At 72.7% G+C, this 19,498-nt stretch carries 14 protein-coding genes and 3 pseudogenes; 10 read left to right on the top strand and 7 right to left on the bottom strand.

Features of this window, described 5'->3' with window-relative positions; genetic code table 11:
* Positions 1-61 precede the first annotated feature (61 nt).
* Positions 62-1,174 (top strand): DUF2510 domain-containing protein, encoded by a 1,113-nt coding sequence (locus MB828_RS13320; protein WP_301648323.1) that lies wholly within the window; start codon positions 62-64, stop codon positions 1,172-1,174.
* A 146-nt stretch (positions 1,175-1,320) separates the two neighbouring features.
* Here MB828_RS13320 and MB828_RS13315 read toward each other — a convergent pair whose 3' ends face one another.
* A complete protein-coding gene (locus MB828_RS13315) occupies positions 1,321-1,935 on the bottom strand; it encodes a TetR/AcrR family transcriptional regulator (protein WP_046728485.1) in 615 nt (204 codons plus the stop codon).
* 250 nt (positions 1,936-2,185) lie between these two features.
* On the opposite strand from MB828_RS13315, the gene MB828_RS13310 reads away from it, so the two are divergent.
* Entirely contained in the window at positions 2,186-2,980 is a 795-nt protein-coding gene (locus MB828_RS13310) for a phosphatase PAP2 family protein (RefSeq protein WP_301648322.1), read from the top strand.
* Positions 2,977-3,930: a hypothetical protein gene (locus MB828_RS13305; RefSeq protein ID WP_133028531.1), complete on the top strand. Its 954-nt coding sequence runs from the start codon at positions 2,977-2,979 to the stop codon at positions 3,928-3,930. Before MB828_RS13310 ends, MB828_RS13305 begins: the two co-directional genes overlap by 4 nt.
* A gap of 338 nt (positions 3,931-4,268) precedes the next feature.
* On the opposite strand, the gene MB828_RS13300 is transcribed toward MB828_RS13305, so the two are convergent.
* The 3 genes from MB828_RS13300 to MB828_RS13290 all read right to left on the bottom strand — a co-directional run bounded on the left by MB828_RS13300 (position 4,269) and on the right by MB828_RS13290 (position 7,997).
* Positions 4,269-6,317, bottom strand: a complete 2,049-nt coding sequence (locus tag MB828_RS13300) for a phosphocholine-specific phospholipase C (protein WP_301648321.1) — start codon at positions 6,315-6,317, stop codon at positions 4,269-4,271.
* Positions 6,318-6,518: 201 nt separating this feature from the next.
* Positions 6,519-6,965, bottom strand: a complete 447-nt coding sequence (locus MB828_RS13295) for a hypothetical protein (RefSeq protein ID WP_301648320.1) — start codon at positions 6,963-6,965, stop codon at positions 6,519-6,521.
* 96 nt (positions 6,966-7,061) lie between these two features.
* A complete protein-coding gene (locus tag MB828_RS13290) occupies positions 7,062-7,997 on the bottom strand; it encodes a hypothetical protein (protein ID WP_301648319.1) in 936 nt (311 codons plus the stop codon).
* Between the two features lie 398 nt (positions 7,998-8,395).
* Here MB828_RS13290 and MB828_RS13285 point away from each other — a divergent pair, with 398 nt between their 5' ends.
* From MB828_RS13285 to MB828_RS13270, 4 genes are all read left to right on the top strand, one after another.
* Positions 8,396-11,476 (top strand): AfsR/SARP family transcriptional regulator, encoded by a 3,081-nt coding sequence (locus tag MB828_RS13285; protein ID WP_301648318.1) that lies wholly within the window; start codon positions 8,396-8,398, stop codon positions 11,474-11,476.
* Between the two features lie 85 nt (positions 11,477-11,561).
* Positions 11,562-12,227, top strand: coding sequence for a M15 family metallopeptidase (locus MB828_RS13280; RefSeq protein WP_301648317.1), 666 nt, complete (start codon positions 11,562-11,564; stop codon positions 12,225-12,227).
* A 137-nt stretch (positions 12,228-12,364) separates the two neighbouring features.
* Entirely contained in the window at positions 12,365-12,907 is a 543-nt protein-coding gene (locus MB828_RS13275) for an RNA polymerase sigma factor (RefSeq protein WP_301648316.1), read from the top strand.
* A 95-nt stretch (positions 12,908-13,002) separates the two neighbouring features.
* On the top strand, positions 13,003-14,166 hold the full coding sequence (locus MB828_RS13270; protein WP_430381372.1) for a C40 family peptidase: 1,164 nt from the start codon (positions 13,003-13,005) through the stop codon (positions 14,164-14,166).
* A 36-nt stretch (positions 14,167-14,202) separates the two neighbouring features.
* Here MB828_RS13270 and MB828_RS13265 read toward each other — a convergent pair whose 3' ends face one another.
* Entirely contained in the window at positions 14,203-14,781 is a 579-nt protein-coding gene (locus MB828_RS13265) for a PadR family transcriptional regulator (protein ID WP_133028524.1), read from the bottom strand.
* A 56-nt stretch (positions 14,782-14,837) separates the two neighbouring features.
* On the opposite strand from MB828_RS13265, the pseudogene MB828_RS13260 reads away from it, so the two are divergent.
* A pseudogene (locus MB828_RS13260) lies at positions 14,838-15,234 on the top strand (nuclear transport factor 2 family protein).
* A 178-nt stretch (positions 15,235-15,412) separates the two neighbouring features.
* Here the strand turns inward: MB828_RS13260 and MB828_RS13255 are convergent.
* Positions 15,413-16,753: an MFS transporter gene (locus tag MB828_RS13255; protein ID WP_301648315.1), complete on the bottom strand. Its 1,341-nt coding sequence runs from the start codon at positions 16,751-16,753 to the stop codon at positions 15,413-15,415.
* Positions 16,754-17,126: 373 nt separating this feature from the next.
* Positions 17,127-17,823 (bottom strand): annotated as a pseudogene (locus MB828_RS13250) (amidohydrolase family protein); the annotation flags it as partial.
* Between MB828_RS13250 and MB828_RS46865 the strand changes: the two are divergent.
* Together MB828_RS46865 and MB828_RS13245 are read left to right on the top strand one after the other, a co-directional pair.
* Positions 17,824-18,552, top strand: a pseudogene (locus MB828_RS46865) (LysR family transcriptional regulator); the annotation flags it as partial.
* A gap of 97 nt (positions 18,553-18,649) precedes the next feature.
* Entirely contained in the window at positions 18,650-19,414 is a 765-nt protein-coding gene (locus MB828_RS13245) for an IclR family transcriptional regulator (RefSeq protein ID WP_301648314.1), read from the top strand.
* The last annotated feature ends 84 nt before the right edge of the window (positions 19,415-19,498 follow it).

The following is a 19,498-nucleotide window of genomic DNA, read 5'->3' as shown; positions in this document are numbered from 1 at the left end:
TCATCCGAAAGTCGCCGGATCCTCTCATCCCACTTTCACCGACGCCTCATACGGTAGGAGCATGACGCAGGTGACTCCTCCCGGGTGGTACCCCGACCCGGGGCAGACAAGTGACGGTCCGGCCACCGAACGCTGGTGGGACGGCAAGGCGTGGACGGAACAGACCCGCCCCGCCGGATCGGGCGCCGAGTGGGGTCCCCCGCCGCAGCCGCCGGCCGCCGGCGCCCCGTCGGCAGCGGAGGGGACGTACCCGCAGGCCGACGGCGTTCATCCGGCGTACCCGACGGCCTATCCGGGGTATCCGGGGTACCCGGCGGCGCCGCCCGCGGGCAGACGCGGGCTGCGTACCGGCATAGCCGTCGGCATCGCCGCGGCGGTGCTCGCCGCCATCGGGGTGGGTGTGTACGCGCTGACCGCGGACGGCAGCGACAACGACAACCAGGCCTCGCAGCAGGGGACGGGCGGGCAGGGCGGTTTCGGCCAGGGCGGCACCGAGGGCCAGAACGGGCAGAACGGCGGACAGGGCTTCCCGTTCGGCGGCTCGGGCGGGTCGGGCAGCTCGGGCGGCTCCGGTGGTTCGGGCGGCTCCGGCGGCTCGGACGGCGGGGCGTCGCCTGCCCCGAACCAGTCCGAGGCACCGAAGATCAAGAGCGGTTCGGTGACGGACCCGGTGTCGGGCATCAGCCTCCCGATCCCCTCCGACTGGTACGGCCAGCAGACCCAGGCGGGCGCGTCGGTGACCTCCAACGACTCCTACAAGTGCCCGGGCGACACCTCCCAGCCCTGCACCGCCGGCGGCGCCTACTCGGCCCCCGCGGTCCTGCTGGGCACCTCGGGCAGCACGGCCGAGGCGGTCGCCAAGGCGGACATCTCGGCCGGCGCCAAGGAGTCGTACGGCGGCACGACCTACGGCTCGATCACCTCGCACCAGGTGCTGGCCTCCAAGGCGGTCACCGTGGCCGGGCAGAAGGGCTACCTGGTGCGCTGGAAGGTCGTCACCAGCAAGGGCGCCGACGGCTACGTCGAGTCGCTGGCCTTCCCGTCGCCGGCGAACTCCCAGCAGATCGTGGTGGTCCGGTTCGGCGTGGACGTCGGCCAGAAGGAGTCGGTGATCGACTCGATCACCGCGGGCATCAAGGTGTCCACGGGCGGCGGCAGCGGCCAGGACACCTGACCGCCCGGGAAAGTGTTCGGCCGGGTGGTGCGCCCCTCCGCTCAAAGGGGCGCCCCACCCGGCCGGGGGTGCGCGCCGCCCCCGTCCCCACGGTGCGGCGCGAACAGGTCACCGTCCAGTCATCCCGTGGACGGCGGCCTGGGTCATCAGGTCAGTCCGAGTGCGGGCAGCGCCACGGCCTCCACGAAGCGGACCAGGTAGTCGGCGTCGGCGTACTCGCCGGTGAGCACGGGCCGCACCCGCAGGACGCCGAACATCATGGCGGGGACGTAGTCCAGGGCGGGATGCCCCTCGGCCACCTCGCCCCGCTCGACACCGCGGCGCAGGATGTCCTGGAGCGCCGCGATCTCGGGCTCGACCAGGGCCTCGCGCAGCGCCTGCGCCAGCTCCGCGTCCGAGTGCACCGCGTGGCCCAGCGCCTGGAGCAGCTTGGTGTCCTTGCGTGACCAGTCGCCGGCGGCCCGCGCGACCTCCCGCAGGTCCTCGGCGAGGGAGCCGTTGTCGATGCCGACGAAGCGCACCCGGCGGTTGGCCCGCAGCGCCGCCGCGACGAACTGCGGCTTGGTCTTCCACTGCCGGTACAGCGTGGACTTGCTGCACCGGGTGCTGGCGGCGACGCCGTCCATGGTCACGGAGTCGTAACCGCACTCGCGGATCTGTTCGAGCACGGCGTCGAAGAACTCCCGCTCACGCTCCGGCGTGATCTTGGAGCGGCGCGAGGCGGCGACCATGTCCGGTCCGTCCGCGGCCTGCGACGTCATGTGCTCTTCTCCTCACTCGCGCATCACTTGCGGATCACTTCCGCACCGCCCGCCGTTCGGCCGGGGCGGAAACCTACAACCAGTGTGGCCCACGTCTATCGATACGCCACTGTACCGGTACTCGGCCGTATCGGTACAGTGGCGTATCGGTACCATGGCGTTTCGGTACGCTTCCGTATCGATGAGTATCGGCGAGTCCGGGCCACCGCCCGGACTCGACACAGCACCACCGTCAGTGAGGGGGCCTGGGATGAGATCCCAGTCCGAGCCGGCAGAACCGGAGCCGGGCGCGATAGCCCGGCCGCCGCTCGTCCGTGAGATCCTGCTCGTCGCGGGGCTCTTCCTCGTCTACAAGTTCGGCCGGCAACTGGCCATCGGCCACACCGCCGAGGCGGTGCACAACGCCCACCGGATCTGGGATCTGGAACGGACCCTGCGGCTGCCCTCGGAGGTCGACGTGCAGTCCGCACTGCTGCACGGCGACACCCTCGTCCACCTGGCCAACACCTACTACGCCACGGTTCATTTCCCGGCCACGGTGGCCTTCCTGGTCTGGCTCTACCTGCGGCGCCCCGCGCACTACGTCTGGGCCCGCCGGATCCTCGCCGCGGTCACCGCCGCCGCGCTGGTGCTGCCCTTCACGTTCCCGCTGGCGCCGCCCCGGATGCTGGCCGCGACCGGCCTCGTCGACACCGCGCGGGTCTACGGCCCCTCCGTCTACGGCCCGCCCGCCCGCGACCACCTCTCCAACCAGTTCGCGGCGATGCCCTCACTGCACTTCGGCTGGGCCCTGATGGTGGCGATCGGCCTGATCGTGGCGACCCGATCCCGCTGGCGCTGGCTGTGGCTGCTGCACCCGGCGGTCACCCTGCTGGTGATCGTGGGCACCGCGAACCACTACTGGCTGGACGCGATCGTCGCCACCGCGATGCTCGGCGTCGCCCTCGCCCTGATCAACCCGCCGCACCGCACGGCCACCACGGCCGGCCGCGGCACCCGCACCCTCGTACCGGAAGAGCCCGTGCTGGCGGGGGCGGGCCGATGAGCACCGCGGCCGTGGTCGCCGTCGCCCTGTCCCTGGTCTCGGCCGTCGCCTACGCGGCCGCCGCCGTCGCCCAGGAACGCCTCGCCTCGAAGACCCCCGGAACGGGCCTGGTACGACTGCTCGGCTCCGGAGCCTGGTGGGCCGCGGTCGGCCTGAACGCGGGCGCCGCCCTGCTGCACGTCGTCGCCCTCAAGTACGGCCCGCTCACGCTCGTCCAGCCGCTGGGCGCGCTCACCCTGGTCGCCGCCGTGCCGATGGGGGCGCGGGTGGCCGGCCGCCGGGTCACACCGACGGAGTGGCGGGGCACCGCCCTCACCCTGCTCGGCCTCGGCGCCCTGCTCGTCACGGCCTCGGGTCCCGCACCCCACCAGGTGCTGGGCCTGACCGAAGCCCTCGCGGTGGCCGGTACGACGGCCGTCCTGATCGGCGCCCTGTCCCGCCCCGGCACCCGCCCCGGCCTGCGCCACGCGACCGCGTCCGGTCTCGCCTCGGGCGTGGCCTCCGCGCTCACCCAGACGGTGACGGTGGCGGCGACGGACCCCTCGGGCCCGCTGCTGAGCGCCGAAGTGATCGTGGTGGCCGTGCTGGTGGCCGCGTTCGCGGTGGGCGGCCTGCTCCTCTCCCAGACGGCCTACCGAGGCGGCCTCGGCGCCCCGCTGGCGGTCGTCACCCTGTCCAACCCGGTGGCGGCGGCGGTGATCGGCCTGACCCTCCTGGGCCAGGGCCTCCAGGGCGGCGCCACGGGCATCCTGCTGGCCCTGGCGGGCGCGGCCCTGGCCTCCTGGGGCGTGGTCCTGCTCACCCGCGTGACCCCGCCGGCCCCGCTCACCACCCCGGACGAACAGCACCCGGTGGCCGCGGTACTGGCCCTGGAGGAGGCACGGAGAGCAGCGGAACAGGCCCTCCTCCCCCACCAGAACCCAGAGACAGAACACCTCACGCCCCTCTGAACCCCCCTGTAAGCCACCCCGCCTGAAGCGCCCCGTCAGGGGGTGCTTCAGCCGGGGCGCCGGCGCCCCGTCAGGGGCGCGGGGAACTGCGCGACCAGCCCCCACCCACCCGCGGCCGCACGAACACGGCACCCGCCCCCACGGAGGGCGAAACGCCCCCCTCAGGGGTGCTTCAGCCGGGGCGCCAGCGCCCCGTCAGGGGCGCGGGGAACTACGCGACCAGCCCCCACCCACCCGCGGCCGCACGAACACGGCACCCGCCCCCACGGAGGGCGAAACGCCACGGCCGACGCCCGCGGCTTTCCACGAACGTCGGCCGTATCGGGCTCGCCCCCCGGTCACTCCGTGATGATCGCCGGGTCGCTCACACCCGGCTCCCCGTTCTCCACGTGTCCGGCGAACCGCCGCAGGAACGTCCTGTCGGCGTCGGACGTGACCGTCACGTCGTACCAGCGGTGGCTGTGCCCGAGGTGGACGACGTGCCGCACGGTCGCCCCCGCACGCACGGTGAACGTGCGCGTCCGGCCGCCGTAGCCGTCGGCCAGCGTCAGCTTCACCGTGCCGGAGCCCCGGTTGGTGAGCGTCAGCTCGATGTCGTCGCCGTGCGGCCGGGCGGTGACCTCGGGGCCCGCCACCTTGCCGGGGCCCTGGAAGCTGCGCAGGAAGCCGTTGGGCCCGTGCACGGTCAGGTCGTACGCACCGCCCGAGTACGCCGAGTTCCAGGTGTCGGAGACGGACTTGCCGGCCTCGGTGGTGTAGCTCCAGGGGCCGTCGGCGCGGTTGTTGGAAGTGACCAGGAACACCGCGCCGGCTTGGGCGCCCGACGCGAAGGTCAGCGTGAACTTGCCGGCCGCCGCGTCCACCGCACCGTCCACCACCGGGGCGTACCTGAGCGGCCGGGTGGGCCGCGAGCCGCGCTCCTGCTTGGGCAGCGACGGGTTGGCGGGCGGCGTGGGCACGTAGTCGGGGTGCCGGTTCTTGTCCGGCGGTCGGTAGCCGTCGGTGCCGGGCAGCGCCACCGGCTTGGTGTCCTTGCGGGAGAAGTCGAACGCGGCGGTCAGGTCGCCGCTGACCGCGCGCCGCCAGGGCGAGATGTTCGGCTCGTGGACGCCGAAGCGGGCCTCCATGAACCGGATGATCGAGGTGTGGTCGAGCGTCTCGGAGCAGACGTAACCGCCCTTGCTCCACGGGGAGACGACGATCATCGGCACCCGCTGGCCGAGGCCGTAGGCGCCGGCGGCATGGCTCGCGTCGCCCTTGAAGAGGTCGAGGCTCGGGTCGACCGTGGACTTGCCCTGCGCGGCGGAGGCCGGCGGGAACGGCGGGATCAGGTGGTCGAAGAAGCCGTCGTTCTCGTCGTACGTGATGAACACGGCCGTCCTCGCCCACACCCCGGGGTCCGCGGTGAGCGCGTCGAGGACCTGGGAGATGTACCAGGCGCCGTAGTTGGCGGGCCAGTTGGGGTGCTCGGTGAACGCCTCCGGGGCGACGACCCAGGAGATCTGCGGCAGCTTGCCGGCCTTGACGTCGGCCTTCAACTGGTCGAAGAAGCCCTCGCCCTTGGTGGCGTCGGTGCCGGTGCGGGCCTTGTCGTACAGCGGGTCACCGGGCTTGGCGTTCTGGTACTGCTTGAAGTAGAGCAGCGAGTTGTCGCCGTAGTTGCCGCGGTAGGCGTCCTGGATCCAGCCCCAGCCGCCGGCCGCGTCCAGGCCGTCGCCGACGTCCTGGTAGATCTTCCAGGAGACGCCCGCCTTCTCCAGGCGCTCGGGGTAGGTCGTCCAGCTGTAGCCGGCCTCGTCGTTGCCGAGGACCGGGCCGCCGCCCTGGCCGTCGTTGCCCGTGTACCCCGTCCACATGTAGTAGCGGTTCGGGTCGGTGGAGCCCATGAACGAGCAGTGGTACGCGTCGCAGACGGTGAAGGCGTCGGCGAGCGCGTAGTGGAACGGTATGTCGTCCCGGTTCAGGTACGCCATCGTCGTGGAGCCCTTGGCCGGCACCCACTTGTCGTACTTGCCGTTGTCGACCGCGCTGTGGGTGTCGGCCCAGCCGTGCGGGAGGTCCTGGATGAAGGCGAGGCCCAGGTCGTCGGCGTCCGGGTGGAAGGGCAGGATGTCCTTCGTGCCGTTCGACTGGTGCCACACGGACTTGTCGTTCTGGGTGACCGAACGCGGGTCGCCGAAGCCGCGGACACCTCTGAGGGTGCCGAAGTAGTGGTCGAACGAACGGTTCTCCTGCATCAGGACGACGATGTGCTCGACGTCCTCGATCGACCCGGTGCGGTGGTTCGCGGGCAGCGCGGCGGCACGCTGGATGCTGCTGGACAACGCGGTGAACGCCGTTGTGGCGCCCGCGAGTTGAAGAAATCGGCGCCGGTTGACTTCGGTCATGAGTGGGCGACCTCTCATCCTGACGTACGGGATGGCCGGAACAGGGCGGATGTGTGCGGGTGCGAGTGTTCCAAGGGCATCGAACGTCAGGGAAGGGTCTGGTGGCGCGGATGTGAATCTCGGCGGTACGTGAGGTAGGGAACGGGTAAGACGACGGGACCGGTCACGGCCGGGGGACAGCCGTGACCGGTCGGCCTGGGGTCAGCTGATGAACGAGCCCGCGGCGCAGGCGCTCGCCGTCACCCACTGGTGGGACAGGATGTTGTCGTTCATGGAGTGACCGTCGGTGAAGTGGTCGCGGGTGAGGTCGTCCACGTACAGCTCGCCCGGCTTGAGACAGCCGTAGCCGCCCGAGTAGTTGGCGTAGTAGTAGAAGGCCACGACGTCCTTGCCGCCGACGTAGCCGCTGTTCATCACGGAGGAGGCGACGTTGCCGACGCCCTGGAAACCGCCGGCGCCGTCCGCCCAGTCGGCGTCGTTGCCGGCGGTGACGCCGAGCAGGCCGCCCGCGCAGTCCCAGTCCTTCCAGGCCCGCACGTTGCCGTCGCGGCCCGGCCACTGCGCGTTGCAGCCGGCGGAGGCCTGTGCGTTCACCGGGAGGGCGAAACCGACGGCGGCGAGGGCCAGGGTGGTGAGGGCGAGGGTCATTTTGCGCATGGTGAATCCCGTTCTGCCTCGTCGGAGGCGGTCGGTGTGGGAGAGGGCCGCGGCGGGCGCCGCGGAGTCTTGGGGGTGCGGTGGGTGTCAGGTACGGGCGGGCGCGATCCGCTCGGCGCGCTCCAGCGCCGTCAGCCGAACCTGCCGGTAGGCGTCCAGCCGGGCGCCGTACTCGCCGTCCAGCCGGGCCAGGTAGTGGGCCTCGCGGTCCTGGCCGACGGACCTGAGGGAGACCGCGCGGGCGCAGGTGGCGTCGGCGACCGCGATCCGGGTCTCGGCGGCGAAGCTCCTGGCCTCCTCGGCCCGGGTCCGGACCGCGGGGTGCTCCCGGGTTGCCTGCCGGGCCGCGTCGGGGTCCCGGTACGGGTGACCGGCCCGCTTCATGCAGGCCGACCACGCGTGCACGGCGGCGGTGAACCGCTGGTCGTGCAGGAGTTCGCCGACGTAGAGCGGGCGCAGGTTGCTCGCCGTGGTGTCGAGCCGGAACCAGGTCCGCGGGTCGCCGTACAGCGTCCGTTCCGCCGCCGCGTCGCAGCCGCCGGTCCGTTTGCTGACCCTGCCCCCGCCGGGGACCTCGGTACGCAGCAGCTCGGCCTGCCGGCCGCCGTCGAGCGCGTTGTCGTACGCTGCCTTCCGGGTGGCGCCGAGGCCTTCGCGGTAGGCGCTGTTGGGGTTGCGCAGCCGGGCGCGGTCCTCCTTCGCCGTGATCCGGCTGCCGTATCCGTAGGTACGGGCCCAGTCCACGTCGTCCTGCACGTAGCCGAGCGGCCTGCTCTCGGCCAGGGTCAGCGGGCGGTCCGTCCAGTAGCGGAAGCCGTGCCGGGCCATGCACCGGGCGACCAGACGCTGTTCGGCGTCCGAGATCCGCAGGTCCTCCGCGTAGGTGAGGTCGCGGACCCGGTGCCCGGCGGTGGGCGCCGAGCCGTCGCCGGACGTCCGGGAGCAGCCGGTGAGGGCGAGCGCGGCCACGGCGGCGACGGCACTCAGTCGCGCGGCCTTGCGGCGGAAGGCGGTGCGCTTCATCGGGCGACTCCCTGGGCGGACGGCGAACGGCTCGGTGCTCACAGGCCGTTGACGCCGCAGCGGGGGCGTTCGTATGACATCCGGTCGCGAGGAGTTTCCGGCGCGACCCATGCCGTGACGGATCCGGGTACCCGCTCATACGAGAGCGGGCGGCGGACCGTCTCCCGCACAGGGGCCGCTGTGACCACCCACAGAAACCGGCCAACTGCGCCAGAAGGGAGAACGGCTCCCACGGCACCGACGGGCCCCGGGCCCCTCGGCACACCGGGCATCGTGGCGGTCCGGGCCGTCCGGTCGGACGGACGGCTTCCGGACACGACGGCCCGGTTCTCGGCCTGCCCTGACGGTGGCCGCCGATATCGTTGTCGGCATCCGCTGGCAGCGGCGATCGGGGTTCGATGTTCGAAGTACGTCTGCTCGGGCCGGTGGAGGTCTGGGAGGGCGGCCGGCGGGTCCCGCTCGGCGGCTCCCGACCCCTCGCGGTCCTCGCCTCGCTCGTGGTGCACCTGGGCGAGGTCGTCTCCACCGAGCGCCTGGTGGACCTCGTGTGGGACGAGAAGGCCCCGGCCACCGCGGGCGCCCTGGTCGCCACCCATGTCTCCGCCGTACGCCGCGCCCTGGCCCGGGTGGACGCGGCCGAGGTGATCCGTACCCGGCCCCCCGGGTATCTCACCGCCCTCGCCCCCGCCCAGGTCGACGCCCGCCGTTTCGAGGAACTGCTCGCGGCGGGGCGGGCCGCGGGGCGTACGGAGGAGGCGGCCGGGCTGCTGGCAGAGGCGCTCGGGCTGTGGCGGGGCCGGGAGGCCCTGGAGGGGCTCGGCCAGTCCTTCGCCCGGATCGAGGCGGCCCGTCTCGCCGAGCTGCGGCTGGTCGCGGAGGAGGAGTCCTTCGGACTGGCCCTGGAACTGGACCGCGCGGACGCCGCGATCGCGCCGCTGCTCGCCCATGTGGCCGCGCATCCGCTGCGGGAGCGGCCGCGCGGCCAGCTGATGACCGCCCTGTTCCGCACCGGCCGGGTCTCCGACGCGCTGCGCGTCTTCCAGGAGGGCCGTGCGGTGCTCCGCGACGAGCTGGGCATCGACCCGGGGCCGGAGCTGCGGGCGGTGCACCAGGCCGTGCTCCGGCACGACACCGGTGTGCTGGGGACCGGCCGTGCGGCAGCGCTGCCGGTCCCGGCCCCCCGGAGCGGCCCGCCCCACCCCACGCCGCCCCACCCCGCGCCGTCCCACCCCGCGCCGTCCCATCTGCCGCCCGACATCGCCGACTTCGTGGGCCGGGCGGAGCAGGTCGGGTGGGCGACCGAGCTGCTGCGCGGGGTCGGCGACACCGGCCGGACCGCCCCGCCGATCGGGGTGATCTCCGGGCGTTCCGGTATGGGAAAGACGGCGCTCGCCGTGCACGTCGGCCACCGCACCGCCGAACTCTTCCCGGACGGACGGCTGTTCGTGGACCTCAGGGCCGCCGACGCCACCCCACTGGAGCCCGCCGACGCACTTGCCCGGCTGCTGCGCGCGATGGGCGTCGACCCGGACACGCTGCCCTCCGGCGTCGAGGAACTGACCGGCGTGTACCGCACCCACATCGGGCACCGGCGGGTACTGATCGTCCTGGACAACGCCGCGGGTGAGGCCCATGTCCGGCCGCTGCTGCCGCCCGGTCCGGGCTCGGCGGTGCTGGTCACCAGCCGCCGCAGGCTGGTGGCCCTGGAGGGGGCCGTCCATCTGGACCTGACGGTGCCGGACGAAGCCGAGGCCCTCGACCTGCTGCGCCGGGTGGCGGGCGAGCGGCGCACGGGCAGCGAACCGGAGCGGGCCGCCGAGATCGTCACCCTGTGCGGGCGGCTGCCGCTCGCGGTGCGCATCGCGGGCGCCCGGCTGGCCGCCCGCCCGCACTGGGCGCCGGGACGGCTCGCGGGACGGCTGCGTGACGAACGCCGCAGGCTCAACGAACTCAGCGCCGGCGATCTGGAGTTGCGCACCAGCCTGGAACTCGGCTACGCCGACCTGGATCAGCAGGAGCGGCGGGCGCTGCGCCGGCTGGCGCTGCTGGACCTGCCCGACTTCGCGGCGTGGATCGCCGCCCCGCTGCTCGGCATAGGGATCGAGGACGCCGAGGAGGCCGTCGAGCGGCTGGTTGACTGTCACTTCATCGACGTGATCGGCGTGGACGGCACCGGCCTGCCCCGCTACCGCATCCACGATCTCGCCCGCGAACACGCCCGCGAGCGCTGCCTGTCCGAGGAGAGCGCCGACGACCGCACGGCGGCGGTCCGGCGGCTGGCCGGCAGCTGGCTGGACCTGGCCCGCAAGGCCGCCGCCCGCGGGCCGGGCGGCGCGAGCCGGCACTTCCCCGAACCGGCCGCGGTCCGGCCGCTCGACCCGGAGACCGAGGCGGCGCTGCTCGCCCGGCCCGCGGCCTGGTTCGCCGCCGAGCAGGCCGGGCTGCTGGCCGCGCTCACGCACTGCGCCGACCACGGGATGGCGCGTACCGCCCGGGACCTCGCCGGGGCGCTGATCGCCAGTTCGGCCGCGCTGTACAACCAGTTCGACGCCTGGTCCAGGGCGCACACGGCGGCCATGGCGGCGGTACGGCGCAGCGGGGACGTCGAGGGCGAGGCCTGGCTGCTCGCCGGCCTGGGCCAGCTCCGTTACGAGCAGGACCGGTTCGAGGACTCGTACGCCTACTTCGCCGACGCGCTGCGGCTGTTCGAGAACCGGGCGCCGGACGGCTCCGCGGTGGCGCTGGCCGGTATGGGCACCGCCCGCCGCGAACAGGCCCGTTACCCGGAGGCGCTGGAGCTGCTGGAGGCCGCGCTGGAGCGGTACGGCGGCGCGGCGGACGCGGGGGTCCGGGCCCGGATGCTGTACGGCATCGGCTACGTGCACCGGGAGCAGGGGCGGGACGTGCCGGCGCGGGCGGCGCTGTCCGGGGCGCTCGATCTGTACCGGGCCGCCGCCGATCGGCACGGCGAGGGCCTCACACTGCGCTCGCTGGCCCTCTGCGACCGGGCCGAGGGGCGGTACCCGGAGGCCGAACGGCTGCTGCACGAGGCGCTGCGTCTCTTCACCGGTCTGCACGACACCCTGGGCGTGATGTACACCGAACAGTCGCTGGCCAAGGTGGAGTTGCGGACCGGCCGGACCGAGGAGGCGGGGCGGCGGCTCGCGCGCTGTCTGGCGGTGGCCCGGGAACGGCAGGACCGATTCGGCGAGGCGCTGGTGCTGCGCACGCTCGGGGAGCGGTCGCTGGCGGCCGGGGACACCGCCGGGGCCCGCGAGCCGCTGGAGCACGCGGCCGCGCTCTGGGCGGAGTTGGGGCTGCCGCTGTGGCGGGCGCGCACGGTGTGGGACCTGGCCCGGGTGCGGTCCGCGGAAGGTGACACGCGCGGTGCGCGGGCAGTCCGGGCGGAGGCGCTGGAGGTGTTCCGTTCGCTGGGCGCACGGGAGGCGTGGGAACGGCGGGAGGACGAGCCGTCGTAGCCGGGCCGGGGCTGCAGAAGTCCTGGTGGCGCGCTTGCAGGGAACCTGCAGAGCAATTGCAGGGGTGCCCGGCACGCTGTTTCTCGTGACGGACATCATCACGCTCTCCGACTCCCGGGTCGCCGAGGTCACCGAGCAGGAGTGCGGTGAACCGCTGGTGGACCTGCGTACGACACCCGGCCTGCGGATCGACCGCCGCCAGGCCGACGCCGACGGCTGTTACGCCCATCTGCGGCTCGGGGTGGCGCAGCGGCTGCTGCGGGCGCAGTCGCTGCTGCCCGCCGGGATCCGGTTCCTGGTGGTCGAGGGCTACCGGCCGCCCGGTCTGCAGCGCCGCTACTTCGAGGAGTACGCGGCGACCCTGCGGGCCGCCCATCCGGACGCCGGGCCGGCCCGGATCCGCGAGCTGGCCAGCGCCTACATCTCCCCTCCGGAGGTGGCCCCGCACGTCAGCGGCGGCGCCGTGGACCTCACCCTGTGCACCGCGGACGGCACCGAGCTGGCGCTGGGCACGGAGGTCAACGCGACGCCCGAGGAGAGTGCGGGTGCCTGTCGCACCGGGGCGGCGGACATCGGCGCGGAGGCGCGCGCCAACCGGGGGCTGATGGACCGGGCGCTGACCACGGCCGGCTTCGTCAACTACCCCACCGAGTGGTGGCACTGGTCCTACGGCGACCGGTACTGGGCCCTGCTCACCGGGGCGCCGGCCGCCCGGTACGGCCCCGCCGCCGCACCCGCGCGGTCCGCCTGACCAGCGGCCCGCGCACCCGACCACCACACGACCACACCGGCACGACCGGCCAACGGGGGACGACCATGGAAAACCACGGCGGCACGTGTACGCAGGACCCAGGCGCCGACAGACAGGAGCACACGGACGCCAAGCACATGGACGCCAGGCACACGGGCGCCAAGCACACGGGCGCGGGCCACACAGGCGAGGCGCACATGAGTCCGGGGGACTTCGATGCCTCCTTCACCGCCGACATGCCCAGGCTGCGCAGGCGCTTGATCGCCCTGACCGGGAATCCGCACGACGCCGACGACCTGCTGCAGGAGACGTATCTGCGGCTCTCCCGGCGAGCCCGGGACCGGAGCCTGACGGCGCAGCAGTACCCGTACGCCTACACCTGCACGGTCGCGCTGAACCTGCTGCGCGACTCCTGGCTGCACCCCTCCCGCCGTGAGCGGACCACCGACCGGCTGCCGGAGGCGGGCTGGGACGGCGGGCTCGGCACGTACGAGGCCTCGGCGACCGCCCTCGCGCTGCTGAGCGTGCTGTCGCCGAAGGAGGCCGCCGCGGTGATCCTCGTGGACCTGGAGGGCCTCACCCACGACACGGCCGGGGAACGGCTCGGCGCCCATCGCGGCACCGTCCAGCGCAACCGCATGCGGGCGCTGGCCAAGATGCGCGCGGCGCTGGCCGGCTGAGTTCCGGGTGCCGCGTCTCCACGGGGGTGGGACGCGGCACCCGGGCAGTTCGCGCGACCCCCGCCACCACTCCATGTCGACGAAGGACGTGCATCTTGAGGCTCACCACACCCGGCAGGGCGATCGTCGTCGCGGCGGCTCTCGCCACGGTCCCGCTGCTGTCCGCCACCGCCCATGCCGCCACCCTCCATGCCGCCACCGCCACCGCGCCGCGCGCCGCCCAGGACGCCACCTGCGGTGTGCTGGCCTCCGGTGCCTCCGCCACCGCCGAGGCCGCGGTCGCGGCGGCCTGCTCCCAGATCGGCGTCTGGTACAGCTGGGGCGGCGGCCACGGCGCCACGCCCGGTGCCACGTACGGCTACTACGACGGCTCCGACCCGGACAGCCTGCACGACAACGAGCGCAAGGGCTTCGACTGTTCGGGCCTGGTGCGGTACGCGTACTACCGGGCGACCGGCAGGGACCTGCTCAACGGCACGGCCGACGACCAGTACCACAGCCCGCAGGCCGTGGCGCGTTTCTCGGCAGCCCAGGGCACGGCTCCCCTGGTCCCCGGCGACCTGATGTTCTGGGGCAGCGGACACGTCCACCATGTCGCCATGTACCTGGGCGCGGGGCAGATGGTTGAGGCGTACGAGTCGGGCACCCACATCCGGGTGGCCCCGGTGCGCACCGGCGGCGACTACGCCGGCGCGATCCGTGTCAACCCGTCCGGTACTCCGGTGCCGCCGCCGGCCGACGGCGGTACGACCTTCGAGACGTGGGGCACCGGGGTGCGCACGCACACGACGCCGAGCGTGCGGTCCGCCGTCGTGGACACCTTCGCCGGGCCGACCCAGGTCTCCGTGCAGTGCCAGGAGCGCGCGGAGACGGTGACCGCCGAGGGGTACACCAACGACATCTGGTCCAGGCTGGCCGACGGTTCCTGGCTGACCAACATCTACATCAAGGGCCCGGCCGAACTGCCCGGCATCCCGGACTGCGGCGGTGACACCCCGCCGCCGCCGAGCGGGGGAAGCACCGCGTTCCAGACCTGGGGCACCGGCGTGCGCACGCACAGCGAGCCCAACGTGAACGCCGGTGTCGTCGACTACTTCCCGCAGCCGACGACGGTGAACGTGGTCTGCCAGACGCACGCCCAGACGGTCACGGCCGACGGCTACACCAACGACGCCTGGTCGAAGCTGACCAACGGCGCGTGGCTGACCAACATCTACATCAAGGGCCCGGCGTGGCTGCCGGGAGTGGCCACCTGCTGATCCGAGTCCGGCGGACGGAGCACTCCGTCCGCCGCACTACTCACTTTGTTGTCCATCAACGCCCGCCCGCTGCCCGAGCCGCCGCAGCACCAGGTCCCCCCACTGGAGGTTCTCCCGCTCGAAGGCCATCCCACGCAGCAGGGTGAGGTAGGGGCCGACGCGCTCCGCCTCGGCGAAGTAGGCCTCCTCCGAGCGCCCGGCGAGCAGGCGCTGCCGGATCCGTTCGTAGCGGGCCAGTTTGGCGGTGGCCCACTCCATGCGCTCGGCGACGGCGGCACGGACCGCCTCGAGGTCGCCTGCGTCCGCGCACTGCACCTTGACCAGCAGTTCGTCACGGACCACGGAGGGCCGCGACGGGGGCTCGGCCGTGTAGGCGCGGACGGCCTCGCGGCCGGCCGCCGTCAGCGCGAACAGCCTCTTGTTGGGCCGGCGTTCCTGCTCGACGACGCGCGCGGTGATCAGCCCCGCCTCCGCCATCCGCTCCAGTTCGCGGTAGAGCTGCTGGGGCGTCGCCGTCCAGAAGTTGGCGACCGTCGCGTCGAATCCCTTCGCGAGGTCGTATCCGGAGGCCTCGCCCTCCAGGAGGGCCGCCATCACCGCGTTCCGTAGCGCCATGGGGACACGCTAGCATGCACAGATAGTCAACTTTTTGAGTAGGCGAGGTGGACCCCATGCACCCCTTCCGCAAGGCCGTCGAGGACGGCGACATGGACGCGGTGGCCGCGCTGCTGGCCGACGACGTCGTCTTCACCAGCCCCGTCGCCTTCAAGCCGTACCCGGGCAAGGCGATGACCTCGGCCATCCTGCGCGCGGTTGTCGCGGGTCTTCGAGGACTTCAGGTACGTCCGGGAGATCGCGAACCCGGACGGCCGCGACCACGCCTTCGTGTTCACGGCGACCGTGGCCGGCAGGCAGCTCCAGGGCTGCGACTTCCTGCACTTCGACGAGGACGGCCGGATCGACGAGTTCACGGTGATGGTCCGCCCGCTCTCGGCCGCCCACGCGCTGGCTGAGGCGATGGGCGCCCAGTTCGAACGCATCACCCAGGAGGCCGCCACCACGGAGTGACGCACACCGGGCGTCGCCTTCCCGGCATCCCGCCTTCCCGGCATCCCGCCTTCCCGGCATCCCGGCATCCCGCCTTCCCGCTCACTCAGCCGCCCGGCCGCCCCCGGCCTTGCGCGGGACGGACTGCTCGTCGGCCGGCCGGGAGGTGGCCGACGAGCGCCGGGGCGTCCGGTGCGCGTCAGTCGTGGGTGTCGGCGTTCCGCAGCCGCGGGGCCGGCGTGGACGGGGCGTCGCGCTGCACCGTCTCGCGGGAGCAGTAGACGGCGGCGAGCGTGATACACCCGAGGACGACGAGGTACAGCGAGATGGGCCAGGATGGTCGGGTGGCGGCCAGCAGCGCGGTCGCGATGAGCGGTGAGAGACCGCCGGCGAACACCGAGGCGAGCTCGTGGCCCAGCGAGATCGCGCTGTAGCGCGAGGACTTGCCGAACAGTTCGGAGAAGAAGCTCGGCTGGGTTCCGATCATGGCGCCGTGGCCCACGCCGAGGGCGATGACGAAGGCGAGCCAGACCAGGGCAGGGGTGCCGGTGTCGACGAGCCAGAAGAAGGGGAACGCGACGACGACGAGGGTGGCGGCACCCGCCATGTAGACGGGGCGGCGGCCGATGCGGTCGGAGAGGGCGCCGAACCCCACCATGGAGGCGCCTTCCACGACGTTCGCGACGATGATCCCGGTCAGCAGGAGGCCGCTGTCGACCCCGATGTGCTTGCCGTAGGCGAGACTGAAGACGAGGAAGACGTAGGAGCCGCCGTTCTCCGCCATCCGGGCGCCCGCCGCGATCAGGATCGAGCGCGGGTGGGTGCGCAGGGCGTGCAGGATGGGCAGTCGCTGTTTGTCGCCGTCGTGCCGGACAGCCTGGAACTCCGGTGTCTCCTCGACCTTGAGGCGGATGACGAGCCCGACGAGTGCGGGGATGGCTCCCAGGAGGAAGGGAATGCGCCAGCCCCAGGCCAGGAACGCCTCGTCGGACATCGTCTGGACCGCAGCGAAGACTCCGGCGGACGTGATGAAGCCGAGGTTGATGCCGACCTGGCTCCACGCCGAGTAGAAGCCGCGCCGTCCCTCGGGGGCGCGCTCGGTGATCATGAGGACGCCTCCGCCCCACTCGACGCCGACCGCGATGCCCTGAAGCACGCGCAGCAGGACGAGGAGGACCGGCGCCCATACCCCGATCGCCGCATAGGTGGGCAGGGCTCCGATGAGGAAGGTGGCGACGCCCATGACCAGCAGGGTGATCACCAGCATCGGTTTGCGGCCGAGCCGGTCCCCGAAGTGACCGAAGACGATTCCGCCGAGGGGGCGGGCGGCGAAGCCGACGGCGAAGGTGCCGAACGAGGCCAGGGTGCCGGCGAGGGAGCTGGCCCCGGGGAAGAAGAGGGGGCCGAACACCAGGGCGGAGGCGGTGCCGTAGAGGAAGAAGTCGTACCACTCGAGTGCGGTGCCGGCCAGGCTGGCGATGGCGACCTTGCGGATCGACTGAGGTGGGGCTGCGAGTGTGTGCCGGGTGATGGAGCTCATCTCGTCACCTCTGGGTGAGGACGGCGGCCACCGGGACGCCGGGGAACGCTTGATGACGTCACGGTGGTCGCGGATGGGTGTGTGCCAGGGCGGGGGCCGCCCACGGGGGGGTTCGGAGAACGCCGTCGACGGCCAGGAGCTGTCCGGAGACGGCCGGTGCCGTTCCGGGGGCGGGTGAGACGACGGTGGCCGCGGTGTCGGCGGCGAAGCTCAACTGTCGTCCGGGGGGGGTGGCCCAGGCGATGGGGGTGGTCGCCGTCTCGGGCAGGGTGGCGGAGTTCGCCGAGGTGGGGCCTGGACTGATCAGGCTGACGTCGGCGCCGTGCGGGCTCGTCCCCCGGGCCGGAGGCGCGGCGTCACAGGCGCCCCCCTGTCATACCGGGGTGCCGGCCGCGACGGCGGCGGTGCCGAGGAAGCGTCGCGCGTTTCCGGACAGCACCAGCTCGCGCCGGCGGTCGTCGAGGAAGCCGGCCGTGCGGACGACGTTGCCCACCGGACGCTCGCCGAGCGGGTAGGGGTAGTCGCTCCCCACCATGACCCGTTCCGCGCCCATCGTGGACCAGGAGGCGCAGGGCCCGCTCGTCGAAGACGACCGAGTCCACCGAGAAGCGGTCCAGGTAGTGCGAGGGAGGTGCGGCGGAGGTGCCGATCACGTCGTGCCGCTGGTGCCAGGCGTTCTCCACGCGTCCCAGCCAGAACGCGAACGATCCGCCGCCGTGCGCGAAGCAGATCTTCAGTTCGTCCGAGACGCGGTCGAACGTGCCGCCGAGGATCATCGCGAGGATCGACAGGTGGGTCTCGGCGGGCATCCCGGCGAGCCACTGCGCCATCCACCGTTCCGAGCGGGCCGAGGAGGCCATGTCCCAGGGGTGGACGAAGACCGGCGCACCGAGGTCCGCGCAGTGCTGGAGGAACGTCACGATCCCGGCGTCGTCGAGATCGCGGTCGCCGACGTGGTTGCCGATCTCGACTCCCCGGTGGCCGGCGGCCATGCAGCGCTCGAGTTCGGCGCACGCGGCGTCGGTGTCCTGCAACGGCACCTGGCAGAAGGGGATCAGCCGCGACGGGGCATGAACGTGGATCACTTTCTGGACGGCCGGCTGAAACTGCGCCACCTCGTTCTCGTCACCGTCGTGGCCGATGAGGGCACCCTGGTCGGAGCCGCCAAGGCGATGCACGTCACTCAACCGGTCGTGACCCGGAGCCTCCAGGAGATCGAGACGATCATCGGGGTCGAACTCTTCGTCAGGGGACCGCGCGGCGTCCGCCCGACCCAGTACGGCGACATCCTCATCGAGCACGCCCGCGCGGTCGTCGGCAACGTGCGCGCCGCGGCCGGACGTATCCATGAGCTCCAGCGTCTCGGCATGGAGCCCGTACGGGTGGGAACCAACCTGGCCGGCGCCTACTCCCTGCTGCCGCAGACCCTGATCCGGCTGAAGAAGGCCCACCCCCACCTCACCGTCTCGGTCGTCGAGGCGATGCCCGAGGAGCTCACCCTGCAACTCGCCCGGCGTGGACATCCCTGTCTCGGGACCCGCGCCGACGGCGTCGAGGACCTCATGGACCTGCCGTGGATCCTGCCGGGCCGGAACACCCAGCTGCGCCGTGAGATCGACGAACTCTTCGACCGCCGAGGCCTGCCTCTGCCCGCGAACATCATCGAGTGCTCGACGATCCTCACCCTGAGGACGGTTCTGCTGGAGACCGACGCCGTCGCTCCCCTGCCCATGCTGATCGGCGCACGGGACCCGCTGCTCGACATGCTGCCCCTGGCGCTGGACACCGTGCCGCGCGAGATCGGGATCACCACACTCGCCGACCGGCCGCCGTCCGCGAGTACCTCGTCGTGGTCCCGTACAGTCGAAGCGTCGCGGTTCCCCGAAAGAAGACCCTTTGAGCAACGACGCGCCGAGCGGCGTCCTGAGCAAAGCCCTCGCCGTGCTGCAGGCGTTCACCGTCGAGGACAACACCCTGGGCTTCACCGAACTGCGGCGACGTACGGGGTTCGCGAAGAGCACCCTGCACCGGGTGCTCGGCGACCTCGTGGCGGCACGGCTCCTGGACCGTGTCCAGGAGCGTTACCGCCTGTCGGGGCTCGTCTTCGAGCTGGGGATGCGCGCGTCGGTCGAGCGCGGGCTGCTCGAAGTGGCCACGCCCTTTCTCGAGGACCTGTACGAGCGCACGCACGAACTCGTCCACCTGGGCACCCGCGAGGGAACGGAGGTCGTGTACGTCGCCAAGATGGGCGGGCACCAACAGGCCCACTCCCCGTCACGGCTCGGCGGCCGCATGCCGCTGCACGCGACCGCCCTCGGGAAGGTGCTGCTGAGCCACGCCCCGGCCGAAGAGCGGGAGGCCGTGCTGCGCGGCCCACTGGAGCGCAAGGCGCCCCGGACGATCACCAACGTCGACGTGCTGACGCGCCAGCTGTCCGACGTGGTCACCAAGGGTGTGGCCTTCGAGTACGAGGAGTCGGCGGTCGGCATCGTCTGCGTGGCCGCCGGGATCTTCGGGCCGTCGGACGAGATCGTGGCGGCGGTCAGTGTGACGGGTCCGGTGCACCGTTTCCAGCCCGCCCGGCACGCCACCAGCGTGCGAGCCGCCGCGGCGGGGATCTCCGCGACGCTCGGCCGCCGCGCGGAGCTGCGCAACCACTGATCGGCTGCCGCGCGGCCACCGGCCGGCGGACGGGTTCCACGAGGCGGAACTCATCGCTGGGCGTGCGGCGGCCCCCGTGTTCAA

It is taken from the genome of Streptomyces arenae (assembly GCF_022343545.1).
GTDB classification, from domain to species: Bacteria; Actinomycetota; Actinomycetes; order Streptomycetales; family Streptomycetaceae; genus Streptomyces; species Streptomyces humi.
The sequence above is the reverse complement of the archived record's forward strand: the minus strand, read 5'-3'. Positions and strand labels throughout refer to the sequence as shown.